Source organism: Leisingera sp. S132 (assembly GCF_025144465.1).
Taxonomy (GTDB): domain Bacteria; phylum Pseudomonadota; class Alphaproteobacteria; order Rhodobacterales; family Rhodobacteraceae; genus Leisingera.
Genome location: NZ_CP083554.1, coordinates 1 through 17659 on the forward strand (window position 1 = coordinate 1; position 17659 = coordinate 17659).

A 17659-nucleotide genomic window follows, 5' to 3' on the forward strand; every position below is an offset into this window, starting at 1 on the left:
ATGAGCGGTGCGCAAGACAAGATCTGTGTCATTGGCCTTGGCTATGTCGGGCTGCCGCTGGCGGCGGCCTTTGGGCAGCACCGGACGGTTATGGGGTTCGATATTGATCCCTCGCGCATTGCCGAACTGCGCAAAGGCGCGGACCGCACCCGGGAGCTGGAACCCGAGGAGCTGGCGGCGGCGGAGTTCCTGCGCTTTACCTCCGATCCGGCGGAGATTGCGGATTGCTCCATCTACATCGTCACCGTGCCGACGCCGGTGGATGCCAATCACACGCCGGACCTTGGGCCGCTGCTGTCGGCCTCCGCGATTGTGGGCGGGGTGCTGAAACCCGGCGATCTGGTGATCTATGAATCCACCGTCTATCCCGGCGCCACCGAGGAAGACTGCGTGCCGGTCTTGGAGGCGCGCTCGGGGCTGACGTTCAACCGGGATTTCTTTGCGGGCTATAGCCCGGAGCGGATCAACCCGGGCGATAAGCAGCGGCGGCTGAAGGATGTGGTGAAGGTGACCTCAGGCTCCACCCCCGAGGTGGCGGAGCGGGTGGATGCACTTTACCGCGAGGTGGTGGCGGCGGGTACCCACAAGGCTGCCAGCATCCGGGTGGCAGAGGCGGCCAAGGTGATCGAGAACAGCCAGCGGGACATCAACATCGCGCTGGTGAATGAGCTGGCCAAGATTTTCAACAAGATGGGGATCGATACCCAGGCGGTGCTGGAAGCCGCTGGCACCAAGTGGAATTTCCTGCCGTTCCGCCCCGGGCTGGTGGGCGGGCACTGCATCGGCGTGGACCCCTATTACCTGACCCACAAGGCGGAGCAGCTGGGCTATCACCCGGAGATCCTGCTGGCGGGCCGGCGGCTGAATGACGGCATGGGCGCCTATGTTGCCGGTGAGATGGTCAAGGCGATGCTGAAGCGCGGCCTGCCGGTCGCGGGTGCGCGGATCCTGGTGATGGGGCTGACGTTCAAGGAGAACTGCCCGGACCTGCGCAACACGCGGGTGATCGACGTGGTGCGCGAGCTGCAGCAATACGGCGCGGTGGTGGATGTGCACGACCCCCATGCCGACCCGGAAGAGGCGCGGGAGGAATACGGGATTTCCCTTGTGCCGGAACCGGGGCAGGGGGCCTATGCCGGGGTGGTGCTGGCGGTGGCGCATTCCGAGTTCCGCGCCATGGGCGCGGCAGCGGTGCGCGCCCTGGGGTCCGACGGCGCACTGGTCTATGACCTGAAGTATGTTCTGGCGCCGGACGAGGCGGATTTGCGGCTCTGAACCGGGGAAAGCTCCCGCGCTGCTCCAAATTGCTGTATCCTGATGGTGTCAGCAAGGAGCTGGGGTATGAGTGATGTTCTGGAAGGCCGCTGCCTGTGCGGCGCAGTGAAAATCCGTGTCGAAGGCGCGCATGATCCGCGCCCCGGGGCCTGCCATTGCCGCATGTGCCAGCGCTGGAGCGGCGGGCTGTTCCTGTGCTTTGAGGCCGATGCGGCGGCGGTAACGGTGGAGGGGGAAGTGACGCGCTACCAGTCCTCTGCCTTTGCCGAGCGGGCGTTCTGCAGCACCTGCGGGTCGCATCTGTGGATGCGGGACGTGGACAGGGAGGGCGGCCCTTATGACCTGATGCCGGGACTGTTTGAGGATGCGCTGTCCTGGCCGCTGCGGTCTGAGATCTATGCCGACCGGGCGATGGCCGCGGTGCGGCTGGAAGGGGATCACAAGCGGGCCACGCGGGATGAATGGGAGGCTCAGAACCCGTTTATCGGCGGTGATGTCTGAGGGCGGGGATGCCGCTTTTAGGTCCAGCCGTAAGCTGCCGGGGATGGCCCGTTGGCTTTGAGGGCCTCGAGCCGTTCAAATGCCTCGCGGAATGTTGGACGCGCGTCAGCCGCCACATCCCAAATCACCAGCTGCGGCCCTTCGACAGTATCAAACCAGCTGCTTTTGCGGTCCAGAAAGAGGCCGTGCTCGCTGTTGAACGTGTAGTCGCGCAAGCTGTCCAGATTGTCCCAGACCGAAACTGTGGCCGAGATCAGGCTGCCGCAGCCTAGCGCCTGCAGCTGGGCGGCGGCCTCCTCCTCTCCGATGCGCCAGAGAAATCCGGAATGTGCCTCTGCCTGAGCATAAACACGGTCAAGGGCGGCATTGAATTCCGCCATGTCCGGATGGTCCAGCGGATGGAGCATCTGTCCCCAGTTCATTTGCGCAATGGCCATGACGTGCGTCCCCGCTTCTGTGCAGGGGCATGGTACAGAGAGGAGCATTCCCGCCGTACGGTTCTTGCGGTACGGATTGCTGCAAATTCGGCATCAGCGGCTGGTCCGCGGCAGTTTCGGGCCGCTCCAATAGGCGCCGCTGTCCTGGCGCAGGGCGTCATAGGCCTTGATGCGGCGTTTGGCGTCTTCGCCGCCGGCATCAATCAAGTGGGTGAGCAGGCATTCCAGCACCGCCATCGCGCCGCCGATGGCACCGAACGGGTGCAGCGAATTGGCGGCGACGGCCAGCACATGATCGGTGCGGATGCCGGGGGCAATCACCTCGCTGTCGGAGATCAGGATCACCTTTGCCCCGCGTTCGCCGGCCAGCCGCAGCGCCTGGATGGTGCCGGCAGAGTAGGGGGCGAAGGTGAGGGCGATCAGGCAGTCCTCGGGGCCTATGTCGAGGAGATCGTCCAGTGCCGCGCCCATGTGGCGGGGGACGAGGTCCAGCGAGGGCAGGGCCATGCGACCCACGTAGTGGAAGTAGTAGGCCAGCGCGTAAGACGACCTGGTGGCGGTGACATAGCTGCGGCGGGCCGTCAGCAGCGTGTCCACGATGGCCTGGGTCCGTTCTGCCGTCATCAGCCGCAGGGAGCGGGAGGTGATGTTGAGCTGGTTGCGCGCGGCCGCCGCCTGCAGCCTGCCTGCGGGGCCTTCGTCCTGCATCCGGTCAAGCCAGTCCTGGCCGAGGCCGGCCTCCTGGGTGGTGGTGAGGGCGGCGCGGAAGGGGGCGCGGAAGGCCTCGAACGTGTCATAGCCCAGGTGCTGGGCAAGGCGGACAAAGCCATTGGCGCTGATGCCGGTCCTTTGGGCCGAGGTGCGCACGGTATCGAGGCCGAAGTCGCCGGGGTTGTCGATCACGTATTTCGCCGCCGCCTTGAGCTTGGGCGGCAGGGTATCCATCCGGTCCTTCAGATGCTGGATCAGCCGGGCGGTTTTCCGGGGGTCGAGATGCGGGTCCATGTGCCGTATCAGAGCAGATGTGCGGAAAATGGCAAGGCTGGAACGGGCGTTATTCCGAAAGGAACGCCATCAGGTCCTGGCGGGCGTGCAGGATGCGGATGAGTTCCGGGCGGCCCTGTTCCAGGCGGTAGATCACCAGATGCGCGCCGGTGGGGTGGATGCGGACCGGGGGTGTGAACTCAGGCCGTTCACGAGCCATTTCAGGGAAATCCGCCAGCAGGTCGAACAGGGCAAACAGGCTGTCGGCATAGGCGTCGGCCTGCACCTCGCCCCAGGTTTCCATGCCATAGCGCCAGATCGCGGCAAGGTCGTCGCGCGCGGCGGGGCGGATCCGCCAGCGCGGCTCAGCCATTGCGGCGCATGGCGGCCTTGAAATCTTCGGCGCTCAGCGCCTCGGCAGGGCCGCTGGCAAGGCCCGCGCCGATGGCGGATTGCAATTCGGCAATGGCGGCGGTGCGGGCCTGGTCGCGGCGGATCAGGTCGCGGACGTAATCGCTGGAATTGGCATAGGTGCCGGCGCGGGCCTGTTCTTCGACCCACGTTTTCATCTGCTCCGGCAGGGAGACGTTCATGGTGGCCATTGGCAGGCTCCTTTCGCTGAAACAGGATATGGCAATCTTTGCCATACTTGCAAGAGGAGCGGAATGGCGGGCGGAATCGCCCACCCTACGTAAAAAAGCCCGCAACCAGTCGTTGCGGGCTTTTCTAACGTGTCCGGGTGGATCAGGCGGAAACCACTTTGAGGCCCTTTTCCTCCAGCGGCTGGATGGTGCCGTCTTCGCTGACGGTTACCTGCTCGCCATGCTCCAGGCTGTCGAGGCCCTTGCAGGCGACCAGCATCAGCACGTCCTTTTCGCGGGCGACGATGGCCATGTGGCTGAGCCAGCCGCCGACCTCGGACAGAACCGCGCCGGAGCGCTGGACGTATGGCAGCCAGGCCGGGTTCACCATGCGGCAGACCAGGATATCGCCGTCCTGGAAGTCTGCAAAGGCAGCCGGGTCGATGCAGCTGTCGTCCTCCATCCAGAACACCCGGGCGGTGGCGCTGCCGCTGCCCGCGACGCAGGTGCCGCCCATGGTGCCGTCACCTGCCCGGGCCTGGGCGCCGAGCGACAGCAGTTCGCATTCGCGCAGGGTGAGGCTGACGTCGGTGGGGGCGGATTTCTTGCGCAGGGCTTCTTTTTCTGCGCGGGCCTCTGCCAGTTCGCGGAGAGGCGCCGGGTTGGACCAGTTGCTGTCCAGAACTTCGGTGAAGGTCAGGCTGAATACCAGATCCTCCAGCCCGCTTACCTGACCCAGGGCCAGGAGGGCGCGGCGCAATTCGGCGACCACGCGCAGCGCCTCGTGCTTGGCCTGCTCCTTGAGGTCCTGATAGGCAATGGCGATGCCGATGGTATCGTCCAGCTCATCCGGCAGGTTGGCCGGGACCGGTACCGCGCCGATCGGTTCGACCGTGCTGCCAAGCAGCGACTGCAGCAGCGCCGGGGCCTCGCTGTAGCGGGGCGAGGACAGCTCGTAATCGAAGATCGAGCGGTGGCCCATCAGCTGCAGCGCGCGGGCCTGGGCATCCTTGCCGGTGCAGGAGGCGAGCAGGCTGGAGGGCGCATTGGGCAGTTCCGCGTGCATCAGATGCGCGCGCAGGGCCGGGTCGCCGGCCGCCGCCGTGCCGGCCTCGCCCATGGTGAAGCCTGCCAGGATGTTGATCTTTTCGGCCTCCAGATAGACCTCCTGGATGAACATGTCCTTGAGGGTGGAGACCGCTTCCAGCAGCTTGTCCTGAGGCAGCGCGGTGTAGTCCACGGCCTGCCAGATCGCCAGCTTGTCGCGCAGGGAAGGCATCACCTCGGTCCGGAAGCGGGTGATCATCGGATGCGCCTGCTTGCGCAGCTGCTTGGCCTTGGCGGCGGTGAGCTTGAGCGTCATGCCCTGTTTCAGCGCCACATCGACGTAGGTCTTGCCGAACAGGTTGACCAGATGGCCGTCGCGCCCCTCGGGCAGGCCATAGGGCACGCCGAGAGCACGGCAGGCGAGGTCGACGCTGCCGCCCGGCGCCCACAGCTCGCTCATCAGCGAGAAGGAGAGCGGGGTGGGGCGGGGCAGGACTTCGGACATCTCGTCCTGTTCCAGGATCGTCTGATCCGGGTCTGCGCCGGCGTAGCGGTCCAGCAGGCCGCGCCATTCGGCCAGCCGCGTCTGCTCCTCTGCGGTGCCCAAGGACAGCGTGGTGATATCGCGGCTCTGGACGATCTGGAACTGGCCGTTTGCATAGGCCCATTCGACGTCCTGCGGGCAGCCGAAGGTCTCCTCGATCTGCTTTCCAAGCGCCAGCAGCGGCGCCATGTCCAGCGTCTGGTCCTGATCCTCGGACGCGGGCAAGCCGGTATAGCGGCCAAAGCGCAAGCTGGTCGGTGTGACGCGGCCGGACACCAGATCCTCGCCGCAGCCCTCGACCCATTCGATCATCGCCATGCCGGGGGCCATCGGGTCCTGGGTGAAGAGGACGCCGGCGTATTCCGCCTGCACCATTTCCTGCACCACGATATTGCCCTGATCGGTGCTGTCGCCCTCGCCGGAGTAGCTGGCCGCGCGCTCAGAGGAGAAGCTGGTCACAACTTCATCCAAGCCGGCGCGCATGGTGTCCGCTGTCACGTCCAATACCGATTCAAAGACGCCGGCAAAGCTCTGGTCGTGGCCGTCCTCGTTGCTGGCAGAGGAGCGCACGGCAACCGGTTTGCCGCCAGCAAGGGCAAAGACCTTGGCGGCAAAGGCGTCCTTTTTCGCGTCGGACATTTCGCGGTAGTCGTGGATCGCGTCGGAGCGCACGATCACGCCGCCCGGCACCGGCAGGCCGGCATTGCGCAGGATCGACAGGCGCAGGGCCTTGTTGCCGGCGTGCTCCAGCTCCTCGGTGTAGCCCATAGGGATCACCCCGCGCGGCAGTTTGGCAAGGCGGCGTTTGTGGGCGCGCAGGGCGATGGCTTCGCCCAGTTTGACATGCAGGCCTGTCACATAGGCGCGCTGCACCAGCAGGAGCGTCAGGCTGAAGCAGAGATAGGCATTGGCGGCGCCCGACAGGCTGAACACCATGGCAAAGAGCGCAGGCATGCCCAGCACCATCCACAGGGTTTTCTGGCGCGGCGTCTTGGCCACGGCCCAGAGCAGATAGACGGCGGCGAGCGCGCAGAACAGCACCGGCATGATGAACAGCGGGTCGGGCAGGCCGAGGTCGGCCATCCACAGGAACGGGGTCTGCAGGCTGGCGCTGGCCTCCTGCGCGGCAGAGACGCCCAGCATCATCACCGGCAGGAACAGCAGCGCGGTGAGGTTCTTCATCGGGGTCAGGCCCTTGTCCTTGTAGAACGCCTGCACCGCGCGCGCCTTGCGCACCGGGTCATGGGCCAGTTTCGCCTTCAGCGCCTTCATCTCATCCGCGGTCTCATTGGTGATGATCTGGTCGCGTTCGGATTTCAGCGCCACCGGCAGCACCAGGATGCGGGTCACGATCGACAGCACCAGCAGGCCCAGCAGGATATGGCTGCGCTCATGCACCCACAGCAGGGCGGTTGCCAGCGCCGAGATCGCCTTGTCCCAGAGGGTGGTCTGCTGGCCGGCCAGCCAGTCCTGCACATGCGGCTTGGGCTTGGGTGCGACGAAGTATTCCCATGGCAGGGTGTAGCGGCCGCGGAAGTCGATGCCCTGCTGCGACAGCTCCAGCCCCAGCACCTGGCTCATGAAGCAGCTGCGGCGGTCGTAGCAGGCGGCGATGGTGGGTTTTGAGGGGTCAAGCTCCGCGATGCGTGCCATGAGGTCGGCGGTGGTCATCTTGCGGATCGGGATGTTGACGGCGCCGGGGAGGTGGCCGGTTTCAAAGTCGCCGGGATAGCGGGTGTCGACGATTTGCAGGTCTTCGGTGGTCAGCAGGGTTTCAAAGTCTACGGTGCTGAGCAATACGTCCTTGCCGGGGTAGTCCGGGATCGCGCGCAGGTCAGAGAGGGTTTTCACGTCCTTGTCGGAGAAGTCGCGCCCCTCGACGATCCATTTCTCGATACCGCCCGCGATGAAGCTGCAGTCGATGCCCATTGCCGCCAGCTTGGCGCAGGTTTCCGAGCTGCGGTTGCCGTTGTGGCAGAACAGCACGACCTTCTGGCCGGGCTGAACCGGCTGGCTCTCTACGAAATCGGGGAAACGGATATGGGTGGCGCCGGGCAGGGTGCCCATGGCGTTTTCGCCGGTTTCGCGGATGTCATAGAACAGGGTGGAGCCGTCCTCCAGCGCCGCTGCGGCGTCTGCCGTGCTCATCGCCAGCGGGTGGTCCTCCTGCTTGGAAAAGCTGGTCTCCTTGAGAGAGGCATCCTTGATGGTGGTGCCGTCAAACTGCGCCGGCCGCGTCAAAGTGGCCTGCAGTCTTGCCAGCTCGGCCTGCTCGTGCGAGGAATACTGCCAGTAGTTGCCTGCGGCCAGTGCCACGGCTGCCAGCGCAAGGACGGAGATCAGCTTGACCGGGTAGCGGCGCGGTGAGTTGCCCGGCTTGGGAGTAAAACCAAGTTTTGCCGCAATGACTGCGCCCAAACCGGAAATCATGGCAATTCCCACGGCGAGAACCTGGGACAGCGAAGAGACCGAACCGATCACCAGTTCCGGCGAGGGAATGGCAAGGGCCGCAACCGGAAGCGCGGATAAAAGCGATGCCAGCACAACGGCTTGTGCTGAGCGGCGGACGGACCGGATGGTCCTGGAGGAAATAGAGGTTTGCTTCACGGTGGTTCCTGTCGGGCCAGCTGAGTCTGTTCTTCTGAATTTATGGCGAATTCGCCTAAAAGATTACGAAAACCTTACTGAAGGGTTAATATAGAGGCCGAAGAATAAAAGAACCGCAAAATTTTTCCGAGAATTGCAGGTGCGTTAACATTGTATTCTGATCTTTCTGCCATGTAACCAAGGAGCGCGGCCTGCCTGCCGTGCCAGCCGATGTCAGTCAGGAGGCTAGACTCGTGAAACTGTTTAAGTGGACCTTTGGTATCATTGCGATTTTCGGGACGCGGCTGCGGCGTGCCGTCCCAGGTGCGATTCTGGCGGCTTGGCTTGCGGCACTGCTGCCCGGCGGTTCCATGGCCGGAACCGAATTGGTATTCGGCACCTACGCAGCGGATAAACCAACCGCAACGGTCAAAAAGTACCAGCCGTTTCTGGCCTTCCTGGCCAAGCGGATGAGCGAGGAGCTGAGGGAGCCGGTCACCATCCGGCTGAAGATCGCCAAGGAATACGAGGAAGGCATCCGCCAGCTGGCCAGCGGCGAGGTGGATTTCTCAAGGTTCGGCCCGGCGTCTTATGTGCATGTGATGAAGGAAAACCCGGACGTCCGGATCATCGCCATGGAATCGCAGAACGGACAGAAGCGGTTCAAGGGGGTGATCGTGGTTCACAGCGACAGCACGGTGCAGTCGGTCGCGGACCTGGCGGGCCTCAGCTTCGCCTTTGGCGATGAGCTGTCGACCATCGGCCGCTACCTGGCGCAGGAATATCTGCTGGACGCCGGCATCAGCAGTGCCGATCTGCTGGAATTTGCCTATCTCGGCCGCCACGACCTGGTGGGCGAGGCGGTGGGCGCGGGCCGGTACACTGCGGGCGCCCTGAAGGAAAGCACCTACAAGAAGCTGGTCGCCAAGGGGGTGCCGATCCGGGTGCTGGCGTCCTTTGACAATGTGACCAAGCCCTGGCTGGCGTCGCCGGAGATGCCGGCAGAGGTGCTGGAAGCGATGCGCAAGGTGATGCTGTCCTCGGAAAACGAGGAGATCGTGCGCCGGATTTCAAAGAACGGCTTCCTGCTGGGGGACGATCACGATTATGACATCATCCGCCGGGCGATGGAGCGCAGCCTGGCCTTTTAGAGCACCGCGTTGGTCGAATGAAACGGACAAGCATTCTTTTCCAGATCGTGCTGTCGCTGCTGCTGGCGGCTTCGGCTGTCGGCTTGGTGGTCGGCGATCTGGCGCAGCGCCAGGAGGCGCAGCGGCTGGAAGAGCAGCTGGCGGAACAGGCGGATCTCACCGTTTCGCTGCTGAGCGGGCTGATGCTGGAATCGATCATCGTCGAGGATGTGCCGGTGCTGGAAACCGGCCTGATCGAGGCCGTCACCCGCAAGCCGCAGATCGTGTCCATCCAGATCCGCAGCCCGGCAGGCAAACTGCTGGCGTCGGCTGAAGCGGCCGGCACGCCGCCTGACGGCGGCCGGGTCATGTATGAGCGGCCGATCGAGCTGGAAGGCGCGGTCTTCGGCACCATGGTGGTCGAGTGGTCGACCCGGGAAGGCGAGGCGCTGGTGGCGGCCTCGGTGCGCCAGATCATCATCTGGACGGTGGTGCCGGTGCTGGTTCTGTCCTTTATGGTGCTGCTGCTGGTGCATGGGCTGGCCCTGCGGCCGCTGCAGATGATCCACAAGCGGATGTCGGATGCGATTTCCGGCTTGCGCAGCCCGGCGGAAAGGCTGCCGTGGTACGCCTCGCGGGAGTTCCGGGCGTTGGATTTCTCGGTTGGCGTGCTGGAGGAAACCTTTGCCGAGCGGGACGAGCGCGAATTTGCGCTGGAGCAGGCGCGCGAGACGGCGGATATCGCCAACCGGGCGAAATCGGAATTCCTTGCCAATATGAGCCATGAGATCCGCACGCCGATGAACGGGGTCATCGGCATGGCGGAACTGCTGCAGGAAACCAGGCTGGACGAAGACCAGCAGATGTATGCGGAGACGATCTCCAAGTCGGGGTCCGCCCTGCTGACAATCATCAACGATATCCTGAATTTCTCCAAGATCGAGGCCGGCAAGGTCGAATTCAGCATCGAAGCCTTCAACCTGCAGACTGCGGTCGAAGACGTGGTCACCCTGCTGTCGCCGAAGGCGGCGGAGAAGGGGGTCGAGATCACCATGCGCTATGACCCGGCCTTGCCCGAAGTGTTTGAAGGCGATGCCGGCCGGATCCGGCAGGTGATCACCAATGTGGCGGGCAATGCCGTCAAGTTCACCCGCGAGGGGTATGTTTATATCGAGGTGACCGGGCAGCTGCAGGACTCCGGCAGCCACATGCTGCAGCTGCAGGTGCGCGACACCGGCATTGGCATTGAGCCGGCCCGTGTGGGCAAGATCTTCCGGGCCTTCGAGCAGGCCGACAACGCCGCCACCCGGAACTTTGAGGGCACCGGTCTGGGGCTGGCGATCACCTCCCGGCTGCTGGCGCTGATGGGCGGATCGGTGCAGGTGGAGTCGGAGCCCGGCAAAGGGTCCGTGTTCACAATCCGCGTTCCGCTGCGGGCCGGCGGCCGCCCTGAAGCCGCGCCGGCGGGACGCCCGCAGAATTTCGCCGGGCTGCAGGGCCTGCTAGTGGATGATCTGGAGCTGAACCGGGTGATCCTGTCGGAACGGCTGAGCACCTGGGGGGTGTCCTGCACCCTGGCGGCATCTGCGCATGAGGGGCTGGAAATCCTGGCGGATGCGCAGCTGGACGGGCGCCGGTTCGATTTTATTGTTCTGGACTACCAGATGCCGGCCATGGACGGGCGCGCCCTTGCGGCGCGGATCCGGTCGATGCCAGGCTTTGAGGCGGTGCCGCTGATCATCCTGTCGTCCGTGGAGCACGCGCTGAGCCGGGCCGACTGCGAGGCAATCGGAACCTGCGAATTCGCGCTGAAACCGGTGCGGTCTGTGCAGCTGCGGCAGGTGCTTGAACGGGTGCTGAGCCTGCCGCCCGCCCGCAATGCGGACCCGGGTCCGGGCCGCAACGCCGGGCCGGGGTTGCCGGAACGCCGCCTGAAGCTGCTGCTTGCCGAGGACAACCGCACCAATCAGCTGGTGGTGACCAAGATGCTGAAGGATGCGCCGCTGGATATCACAATTGCCAGGAACGGCATTGAGGCGGTGGCGCAGTTCCGCGCCGAACGGCCCGATATCGTGCTGATGGACATGATGATGCCGGAGATGGACGGGCTGGAAGCCACCACCCAGATGCGCCGGATCGAGGCCGCAGGCGGGGGCAAATGCCCGATCGTTGCGCTGACCGCCAACGCGCTGCAGGCGCACCGGGAAAAGTGCCTGCAGGCGGGCATGGACGACTTCCTGAGCAAGCCGATCAACAAGAAAGCCCTGACAGATGCGATCAGCAAATGGACGGGGGCCCCGGACCTGCAGCGCACGGGCAGCTGACCTCTGCGGCAGCCGGGCGGCGGAGCGTCTGATGGAAACCGTGCGGCAGGGTGCCGGCGGAGGGTTCTGCGTCCGGCCCTAGCCGCGGCGGCGCTGCAGCAGCAGCCCGGTCAGGCTGGAAGCTGCGAACAGCCCGGCAGCAAAGCAGACGATGCTGGGGCCTGCGGGCGTATCCAGCACAAAGGCCAGCTGCAGCCCGCCGGTGGCCGCCAGCATCCCCAGCAGACCGGCAACGGCCGCCATGCGTTCCGGTGTTGCGGCAAAGGGGCGGGCCGCGGCCGCCGGGATCAGCAGCATCGCGGCAATCAGCAGCACGCCCACCACCTTGATCGCCACCGCCACCACCAGCGCCAGCGCGATGGTCAGCACCATCTGCTCGCGCCGGGGGTCAATGCCGGCGGCATGGGCCAGATCCGGGTTCAGGGTGGCGGTCAGCAGCGCCGACCAGCGCCACCACAGCAGCGCCAGCACCAGCACCGCACCGCCCCAGATCACTGCCAGGTCTGCCCGGCCCACGGCCAGGATGTCGCCGAACAGATAGGCCATCAGGTCGATCCGCACCCCCTGCAGAAAGGAAACCGCAACCAGGCCGAAGGCGAGCGAGGAATGCGCCAGCACCCCCAGGAGCGTGTCCATGGCATAGCCGCGCCCTGCAAGAGCCGATACCGTGGTGGCCATCGCCAGCGCGGTGGCCAGCACACCGGCAAAAACCGAGACATCAAAGCTGAGCGCCAGCGCCACGCCGAGGATCGAGGCATGCGCGGTGGCGTCGCCGAAATAGGCCATCCGGCGCCAGACCACGAAACAGCCCAAGGGGGCGGCGGCCAGGGCCACGCCGATGCCCGCCAGCGCGGCGCGGATCAGGAAATCGTCAAGCAGGGTCATTCCGCCGCCTCATGGTGGTGATCGTGTTTGCAGTCGTGGTCATGGCTGTGGTTGTGCTCATGCCGGTAGAGCGCCAGGGCGCCTTGGGTTCCGGTGCCGAACAGCGCCCGGTATTCCGGGGCAGAGGCAACATGCTCCGGGGCGCCCTCGCAGCAGACATGGCCATTGAGGCAGATCACCCGGTCGGAGGCCGCCATCACCACATGCAGCTCGTGGCTGACCATCAGCACAGCGCAGCCCAGGTCCTGGCGGACCTTCTCGATGCGCTGGTAAAAAGCGGCAGAGCCGGGCTGATCGAGGCCTTGGGTCGCCTCGTCCAGGATCAGCAGCTGCGGATTGCACAGCAGCGCGCGGGCCAGCAGCACCCGCTGGAACTGGCCGCCCGACAGGCTGGCCATCTGCCGTGCCGCCAGATCGCCGGCGCCGGCCTGCTGCAATGCCTCCGCGGCGCGGGCGTCAGACACACGGTCCGGCAGGCTGAGGAAGCGGCGCACCGTCAGCGGCAGGGTGGGGTCGATGTGCAATTTCTGCGGCACATAGCCGATGCGCAGCCCCGGCGCCCGGGTGACGCTGCCGCGGGAGGGTTTCAGCGCCCCGATCACGCTGCGCAAGAGGGTGGACTTGCCGGAGCCGTTGGGGCCGACAACAGTGACGATCTCACCCGGGGCAATCGACAGGCTGACACCGGACAGTACCGTGTTGCCGCCATGGGCGACGGTGAGGCCGTCCAGGGAAATCAGGCTGCTCATGCGGCGGGCTTCTCTTGGCATTTGGGGCACAGGCCCTCGGCCTCGATTACCGCGCGTTCGATCACGAAACCTGCGTCGCGGGCGGCCTGGCCGAGCTGGCCCTGGGTGGGTTCGCGCTGCGCTTCGGCCACGGCGTCGCAAGCGCGGCAGATCAGGAAGACCGGCGCGTGGCTCTCGCCCGGATGGGTGCAGGCGATGAAGGCGTTCAAGCGCTCGATCTTATGGGCAAAGCCGTTTTTGACCAGGAAATCCAGCGCGCGGTAGGCGACGGGCGGTTGCGAGCCAAGACCCTCTTCGCGCAGCCGGTCGAGGATTTCATAGGCCCCCAGCGCGCGGTGTTCCTGCAGCAGGATCTCCAGCACCCGGCGGCGGACCGGGGTGAACTGCAGGCCTTCGGCCCGGCACTGGGCGTCCACGGCGGCGATGCCGTCCTGGATGCAGCTGCTGTGGTCGTGCGGGGCAAAGCCGATGGAGTCCATGTCCGGGGTCCTTTGAGGCGGCGGCGGATTTACCGCTTGATATGTTATGTTATGACGTTTATCAAGCCGCGTGATGTTATAAGATTACATGGAGTGTGTCATGCGGAAACCGGGGATGTGGACAGCCAGCGCGGCGGCCTTGCTGGCCGGGGCAGGGGCCGTGGCGGCAGAAGTGCCGCGTGTCGCGGCGGATATTGCGCCGGTGCACGGGCTGGTGGCGCGGGTGATGCAGGGGCTGGGTGAGCCAGCGCTGGTGGTGCCGCCCGGGGCCTCGCCGCATGGCTATGCGATGCGCCCCTCGGAAGCGCGGGCGCTGGATCAGGCGGATCTTGTGTTCTGGCTGGGCGAGGCGCTGACCCCCTGGCTGGAAGCCCCGCTGGAAGAGCTGGCCGGCGATGCGCACAGGATTGAACTGCTGGAGGCTAGGGGCACCACGGTGCTGCCGTTCCGCGAGGGCGCACGGTTTGAGGCGCATGATCATGGTGAGCATGACAATCACGGTCATCAGGAGCACGCCGGCGGCCATGAGGGTCATGCGGAACACGGTGAACATGGCGATCACGCCGAGGGGCATGAGGATCATGACGGGCATGGTGATGGCCATGAGGGTCATGCGGATCATGACGGCCATGATCACGGGGCGCATACCAGCGCAGAAGGCCACGGCGGCCGTGAAGGCCACGAAGAGCATGCCCATGGCCATCACCATGAGGGCGCTGATCCGCATGCCTGGCTGCTGCCGGCCAATGCGCAGGTGTGGCTGGACGTGATCGCAGAAGAGCTGGCAGAGCATGACCCGGATAATGCGGCGGCCTACCGGGCCAATGCCGAGGCCGGCAAGCAGGAGATCGCGGAAACCGTTGCAACCGTCTCGGCCCAGCTGGCGCCGTTCCAGGACAAGCCGTTCATCGTGTTCCACGATGCCTACCAGTATTTCGAGCAGGGCTTTGGCCTGCAGGCCGCCGGGGCGATCTCGCTGAGCGATGCGGTGAAGCCGAGCCCGGCGCGGGTTGCTGAAATCCGGGATGTGGTGGCGGATCGGAAAGTGGCCTGCGTGTTCTCGGAGCCGCAGTTCAACCCGGGGCTGGTTGCCACCGTGCTGGAAGGCACTGGGGCTGGAACTGCGGTGCTGGATCCGCTGGGGGCAGGGCTGGAGCCGGGGGCTGGCTTTTATCCGGCGCTGCTGCAGGACATCGGCGCGGCGATTGCCGGTTGCGAGTAAATGAGGGCGGGCCGCCGGGTCCGCCTTTTTTATCTGTCGCTGATCAGATGGGTGAGCGTGGCGCCGGTCTCATAGTAGGCGCTGCGCAGGCCAGCGAATGACAGGCTGTGGCCTGTGGCCGGCGGCACAGGCAGGCAGGCGCTGTCCGCGCTCAGCAGCGCCTCAGCGAGGCGCGCGCCAAACAAAGTGCCGGGGCCGATGCCGCGGCCGGAATAGCCGAAACAGGCATAGCCGCCCTGCAGGTCCAGGATCTTGGGCAGGTGTTCGGAGGTCATGGCGATGCGGCCATGCCAGTGGCTGCGCAGGGCTGCGTCTTTGAGCTCCGGGTACAGCGCGGCCAGTTTGCGGGGCAGCCAGCTGCGGTGCAGGGCGCTGCCGAAATGGCTGAGCGCGCCCATGCCGCCGATCACCAGCCGCCCGGCCTGATCCAGCCGCCAGGACGACATCACCAGCGCGGTGTCCCAGCAGCCTTCCTTCATTGGCAGGATCTTGTCCAGCAGCGGGCCGGGCAGCGGATCGGTGGCGGCCTGGAAATAATGCACCGGGATGACCTGCGGCGTGCTGTAGCCGGAGATCTCGCGGGCGTAGGCATTGGTGGCCATGATCAGATGCTTGGCGCGGAGGCTGCCCTTGGGCGTTGCCACATGCCAAGTGGGGCCTTCACGGCTTATGGCGGTGGCAGGCGATTGCGCGTGGATCTTCGCGCCCGCCGCGGCGGCAGCGCGGGCAAGGCCGCGCGCATAGGCCAGCGGCTGGATGGTGCCCGCGCGCGGGTCGAACAGGGCGCCGTGCACGGCCTCGGATCCGGTGCGCTGAATGGCGTCTTCGCGCGGCAGCAGTTCGACCGGGGCGCCGATGGCGGTGAGCTGCGCGTGGCGGCGCTGCAGGTCTTTCATGCCGGCGGGCGCGTGGGCGCAGTGCAGGGTGCCGCTGTTTTCCGCCTCGCATCGGATGGCGTGTTTTTTGATCAGCGAGAACACCATCTCCGGGGCGCCTGCCAGCAGTTCTGACAGGCGGCTGCCGGTCTCGGCGCCCAATGCGGCGTTGATGTCCTCGGGCGGCAGCCAGAGGCCGGCATTGGCCAGCCCCACATTGCGCCCCGACCCGCCGCTGCCGATCTCCTCCGCTTCAATGAGGATGGCCGAGGCACCCAGTTCCGCGGCCTTCAGCGCCGCGGCGCAGCCGGTGTAGCCGCCGCCGATCACCACGAGGTCGGCCGTAACCTCCCCGATGAGTTCCGGGAAGGCGGGGTTTTCCTGGCAGGTTTGGTGCCAGAGGCCGGACGCCAGGTCAGATGTCAAACTTGATCCCCTGAGCAAGCGGCAGCGCGCGTGAATAGTTCACGGTGTTGGTCTGCCGGCGCATGTACCCTTTCCAGGCGTCGGAGCCGCTTTCACGGCCGCCGCCCGTCTCCTTCTCGCCCCCGAAAGCGCCGCCGATTTCCGCGCCGGAGGGGCCGATGTTCACATTGGCAATACCGCAGTCGGAGCCCGCTGCCGAGAGGAAATATTCGGTTTCGCGCACGTCGGTGGAGAAGATGCAGGAGGAGAGGCCCTGCGGCACTTCGTTCTGCATTTCAATGGCTTGGCCGAGGTCTGAATACTTCACCACATAGAGGATCGGGGCGAAGGTTTCGGTGTGCATGATCGCCGTCTGGGCGGGCATTTCGACAATCGCCGGGTGCACATAGGCCGCATCCCCGTGGCTGTCCGCCAGCGCGCGGGTGCCGCCGTGAACGGTGCCGCCTTCGGCCTTGGCGCGGCCCAGTGCGCTGGTCATCGCATCCAGCGCGGCGCGGTCGATCAGCGGGCCGACCAGGGTTCCATCGGCCAGCGGATCGCCGATGGGCAGGCCCTCGTAGGCCTTGATCAGGCGCGGGATCAGCGCGTCATAAATACCTTCATGCACAATCAGGCGGCGGAGCGACGTGCAGCGCTGGCCGGCGGTGCCGACGGCGGAGAACACGATGGCGCGCAGGGCCATTTCCAGATCGGCGGAGGGCGCCACGATCATTGCGTTGTTGCCGCCCAGTTCCAGAATGGTGCGGCCGAGGCGTTTCGACATATCCCCCGCAACCGCCTTGCCCATTGGAACAGAGCCGGTGGCGGAGATGATGGCGACGTCCTTGGAGGCGGTCAGCGCCTCGCCCAGATCACGCTCGCCGATCAGCACCTGGATCAGGCCCTCGGGCGCGTCCCCGCCAAAGGCCGCCATGGCGCGGTCGCAGATTTTCTGCACGGCCAGCGCGGTGAGCGGGGTTTTCTCTGACGGTTTCCAGATCACCGGATCGCCGCAGACCAGTGCCAGCGCGGCGTTCCAGCACCAGGGGGCGACGGGGAAGTTGAAGGCGGTGATGATGCCGCAGGTGCCCATCGGATGCCAGCTCTCGCGCATGGCGTGGCCGGGGCGTTCGGACGCGATGGTGAGGCCGTAGAGCTGGCGCGACAGGCCCACCGCGAAGTCGCAGATGTCGATCATCTCCTGCACTTCGCCCAGGCCCTCCTGGTAGATCTTGCCGCATTCCAGGGTGACAAGGCGGCCCAGGTTTTCCTTTTCGCGGCGCAGCTCCTCACCCAGCAGGCGCACCAGTTCACCGCGGCGCGGGGCCGGCACCAGGCGCCAGGACTTGAAGGCAGCCTTGGCAGCGGCGATCTGCGCTTGGGCTTCTGCCGCGGAGTGGGTTTTCAGGCGGGCGATTTCGCTGCCGTCTACCGGCGTGGTGACAGAGAGGCTGCCGCCGGATAGTTCGGATTGGGTGAGGCCAGCGGCGGCGAGGATGGCGGAATGGGGCATGTCGAAATCCTTTTGATGCGAGGGCAGGGCATGAGCAAAACTTTAGCCTGATTTGCGCCGATGTCCTGCCGGGCGTCGGTCTGATATAGAAATTGCACCCTGCGTTCCGGATTGCTATTGAA

General features: G+C 65.6%; 15 protein-coding genes. 5 read left to right on the forward strand and 10 right to left on the reverse strand.

Annotation, left to right across the window (positions count from 1 at the left end; all coding sequences use genetic code 11):
• Both tviB and K3725_RS19475 read left to right on the forward strand, forming a co-directional pair.
• A complete protein-coding gene (gene tviB / locus K3725_RS19470) occupies positions 1 to 1275 on the forward strand; it encodes a Vi polysaccharide biosynthesis UDP-N-acetylglucosamine C-6 dehydrogenase TviB (protein WP_260018688.1) in 1275 nt (424 codons plus the stop codon).
• 66 nt (positions 1276 to 1341) lie between these two features.
• Positions 1342 to 1776 carry a GFA family protein gene (locus K3725_RS19475; protein WP_260018689.1) on the forward strand — a complete coding sequence of 145 codons (435 nt, stop codon included), beginning with the start codon at positions 1342 to 1344 and terminating at the stop codon, positions 1774 to 1776.
• A gap of 17 nt (positions 1777 to 1793) precedes the next feature.
• Here the strand turns inward: K3725_RS19475 and K3725_RS19480 are convergent, their stop codons facing one another.
• From K3725_RS19480 to K3725_RS19500, 5 genes are all read right to left on the reverse strand, one after another.
• Positions 1794 to 2213, reverse strand: a complete 420-nt coding sequence (locus K3725_RS19480; protein WP_260018690.1) for a DUF3291 domain-containing protein — start codon at positions 2211 to 2213, stop codon at positions 1794 to 1796.
• A gap of 93 nt (positions 2214 to 2306) precedes the next feature.
• Positions 2307 to 3218, reverse strand: coding sequence for a MurR/RpiR family transcriptional regulator (locus K3725_RS19485; RefSeq protein ID WP_260018691.1), 912 nt, complete (start codon positions 3216 to 3218; stop codon positions 2307 to 2309).
• 49 nt (positions 3219 to 3267) lie between these two features.
• Positions 3268 to 3570 carry a type II toxin-antitoxin system RelE/ParE family toxin gene (locus tag K3725_RS19490; RefSeq protein ID WP_260018692.1) on the reverse strand — a complete coding sequence of 101 codons (303 nt, stop codon included), beginning with the start codon at positions 3568 to 3570 and terminating at the stop codon, positions 3268 to 3270.
• Positions 3563 to 3799, reverse strand: coding sequence for a type II toxin-antitoxin system ParD family antitoxin (locus K3725_RS19495; protein WP_260018693.1), 237 nt, complete (start codon positions 3797 to 3799; stop codon positions 3563 to 3565). Before K3725_RS19495 ends, K3725_RS19490 begins: the two co-directional genes overlap by 8 nt.
• Positions 3800 to 3941: 142 nt before the next feature.
• Entirely contained in the window at positions 3942 to 7799 is a 3858-nt protein-coding gene (locus tag K3725_RS19500) for a PEP/pyruvate-binding domain-containing protein (RefSeq protein ID WP_409201603.1), read from the reverse strand.
• Positions 7800 to 8209: 410 nt separating this feature from the next.
• Here K3725_RS19500 and K3725_RS19505 point away from each other — a divergent pair, with 410 nt between their 5' ends.
• Positions 8210 to 9106, forward strand: coding sequence for a PhnD/SsuA/transferrin family substrate-binding protein (locus K3725_RS19505; RefSeq protein WP_260018695.1), 897 nt, complete (start codon positions 8210 to 8212; stop codon positions 9104 to 9106).
• A 17-nt stretch (positions 9107 to 9123) separates the two neighbouring features.
• On the forward strand, positions 9124 to 11409 hold the full coding sequence (locus tag K3725_RS19510) for a response regulator (RefSeq protein ID WP_260018696.1): 2286 nt from the start codon (positions 9124 to 9126) through the stop codon (positions 11407 to 11409).
• A 78-nt stretch (positions 11410 to 11487) separates the two neighbouring features.
• On the opposite strand, the gene K3725_RS19515 is transcribed toward K3725_RS19510, so the two are convergent.
• Genes K3725_RS19515 through K3725_RS19525 form a run of 3 tightly spaced genes read right to left on the reverse strand, consistent with a single transcriptional unit; the run spans position 11488 to position 13522 of the window.
• Entirely contained in the window at positions 11488 to 12294 is an 807-nt protein-coding gene (locus tag K3725_RS19515) for a metal ABC transporter permease (protein ID WP_260018697.1), read from the reverse strand.
• The gene (gene znuC / locus K3725_RS19520; RefSeq protein ID WP_260018698.1) at positions 12291 to 13043 is read right to left on the reverse strand and encodes a zinc ABC transporter ATP-binding protein ZnuC; all 753 of its coding nucleotides are present in this window, start codon (positions 13041 to 13043) and stop codon (positions 12291 to 12293) included. The genes K3725_RS19515 and znuC overlap by 4 nt, the downstream gene beginning before the upstream one ends.
• Entirely contained in the window at positions 13040 to 13522 is a 483-nt protein-coding gene (locus tag K3725_RS19525) for a Fur family transcriptional regulator (RefSeq protein WP_260018699.1), read from the reverse strand. Before K3725_RS19525 ends, znuC begins: the two co-directional genes overlap by 4 nt.
• A gap of 100 nt (positions 13523 to 13622) precedes the next feature.
• Between K3725_RS19525 and K3725_RS19530 the strand changes: the two genes are divergently transcribed.
• Complete coding sequence (locus tag K3725_RS19530; protein WP_409201601.1) at positions 13623 to 14744, forward strand: zinc ABC transporter substrate-binding protein; 1122 nt, start codon at positions 13623 to 13625, stop codon at positions 14742 to 14744.
• A 29-nt stretch (positions 14745 to 14773) separates the two neighbouring features.
• Here the strand turns inward: K3725_RS19530 and K3725_RS19535 are convergent, their stop codons facing one another.
• Both K3725_RS19535 and K3725_RS19540 read right to left on the reverse strand, forming a co-directional pair.
• Positions 14774 to 16045 carry an FAD-binding oxidoreductase gene (locus tag K3725_RS19535; protein ID WP_260018700.1) on the reverse strand — a complete coding sequence of 424 codons (1272 nt, stop codon included), beginning with the start codon at positions 16043 to 16045 and terminating at the stop codon, positions 14774 to 14776.
• On the reverse strand, positions 16035 to 17537 hold the full coding sequence (locus K3725_RS19540) for an aldehyde dehydrogenase family protein (RefSeq protein ID WP_260018701.1): 1503 nt from the start codon (positions 17535 to 17537) through the stop codon (positions 16035 to 16037). The genes K3725_RS19535 and K3725_RS19540 overlap by 11 nt, the downstream gene beginning before the upstream one ends.
• Between the last annotated feature and the right edge of the window lie 122 nt (positions 17538 to 17659).